Genomic DNA, 2,094 nt, shown 5'->3' with positions numbered 1-2,094 from the left:
ACAACTCCGGTCACATAGCTACGGCTATGCTCCCTGCGTTGTGCCTTGCATAGTATCTGCCCACTTAGCCAGAAATATACAATTCCATTTGGCCAACTACTTCTTGGCCCAGGTATCTTTCAAACCAATGGTCAGGTTAAACACCGGGTGTTCGGCTGAATGGTCACAGCGGTCTGCGACAAAGTAACCCTCCCGCTCAAACTGGAAAGATTGTTCCGGCGCCGCATTCACCAGCGATGGCTCAACCCATGCCTGCGTTACCTTCAGGGAGTCTGGATTCACATGACTCAGAAAGCCCTCTTCACCACGATCCGGTGCCGGGTGGCTAAACAGACGATCATAAATTCTCAATTCAGCCTGTTTACCATGAGTCGCCGAAACCCAGTGAATGACGCCACGAGGACGAATACCTTCCGGTGGATCTTCCCCTACAGTACCCGGCACATAAGAGGCATGAACTTCAACAATATTGCCACTCTCATCACGGATCACAGCTTCCGCCTTAATGACATAAGCACTTCTGAGGCGAACATAATCACCAATCACCAGACGCTTGAACTTCTTGCGCGATAGCGTGGTATCTTCGGTGAAGTCTTCCTGATCGATATAAATTTCCCGGGTAAACGGCAGGGTTCTCTGTCCCAGTTCCGGACGATTTGGATGCACCGCCGCCGCCATCTCCTGCACGTCCCCTTCCGGCAGGTTCCTGATCACCAGTTTCAGCGCAGAGAGCACCGCCATGGCACGGGCTGCATTGGTGTTCAGGTCATCACGAATGGCATGCTCCAGCATGGACACATCAGCGGTACCGTCGGATCGGCTTACACCCACCATCTCGGAAAAGCGACGGATGGAATTTGGGGTATAACCACGACGACGCATACCGGAGATGGTTGGCATACGGGGATCATCCCAACCGTTCACCACACCTTCATCCACCAGCTGCTTCAACTTGCGCTTGGAAGTCACCGTGTAATTCAGGTTGGTACGGGCAAACTCATACTGACGGGGTCTGGCCGGAACCGGCAGGTTATCCAGGAACCATTCATAGAGAGGACGATGATCCTGGAACTCCAGGGTACAAACAGAATGGGTTATATGCTCAATGGCATCTTCCTGACCATGAGCAAAGTCATAGCTGGGGTAAATGCACCACTTATCCCCGGTCTGATGGTGAGGCACCTTGCGAATTCGATACAGAACCGGATCCCGCATGTTCATATTGGGGCTCTGCATATCGATTTTAGCCCGCAGGGACGCTTTGCCTTCTTCATATTCACCGGCCCGCATTTTTTCAAATTCAGCCAGATTTTCGTCAACGGACTTGTTTCTGTCAGGGCTCTCAACACCGGGCTTATTGAAATCACCCCGGTTAATGCGCATGGCTTCAGCGTCCTGATGATCAACGTAGGCCTTGCCTTCACGAATCAGGTGCAGAGCCCAATCATAAAATTGGTCAAAATAGCTGGATGCATAACGAACCTCACCGGACCACCGAAAGCCCAGCCAGCGAATATCTTCCTGAATGGCATCCACATAGACCTGTTCTTCTTTCTCCGGATTGGTATCGTCAAAACGGAGGTTGCATTCACCCTGGTACTTTTCTGCCAGACCAAAGTTCAGACATATGGAAGTGGCATGGCCAACGTGGAGAAAACCATTCGGCTCTGGAGGAAAACGGGTATGAATACCACTGACCCGGCCTTCTGCCAGGTCTTTTTCAATAATCTGTTCCAGAAAATTTCTGGCTTTTTCGGTAGCAGTCATTGTCACTGATGCATCTATGAGAGGTTACTGACTGGCCAACTACTTACACCAGCGCCATAATCGGCTGAGACTACCATATCTGCCAATGCTGGAAAATAACTCATTACCCTGCCAAGAGAATTTACCGGGTATGGTTTCGTTTTTACCAACAGACAGCCTTAACAGGCAATATATAGATGGTATTGATTATCAGTATTCAGACACCGGTTTAACGAATAGGTTTTACACGGGTACGAGAAACACCTAGAATCCCTGGTTTTCCTGACACTCCCAGGAGGCTGTCCGAGAATAGCGCCCGTCTAGGCGACCCCGTAGCGAGGACGACAG

Annotated in this window: 1 protein-coding gene; it reads right to left on the bottom strand. The window is 50.6% G+C overall.

Annotated features, from left to right (window positions below):
- Positions 1 to 96: 96 nt before the first annotated feature.
- Positions 97 to 1,767 (bottom strand): glutamine--tRNA ligase/YqeY domain fusion protein, encoded by a 1,671-nt coding sequence (locus KDK15_RS04750; protein WP_257294217.1) that lies wholly within the window; start codon positions 1,765 to 1,767, stop codon positions 97 to 99.
- Positions 1,768 to 2,094 lie beyond the last annotated feature (327 nt).

This window comes from Endozoicomonas sp. YOMI1 (assembly GCF_024606345.1).
Lineage (GTDB): Bacteria > Pseudomonadota > Gammaproteobacteria > Pseudomonadales > Endozoicomonadaceae > Endozoicomonas.
This window is presented reverse-complemented; position numbering and strand designations above follow the sequence as displayed.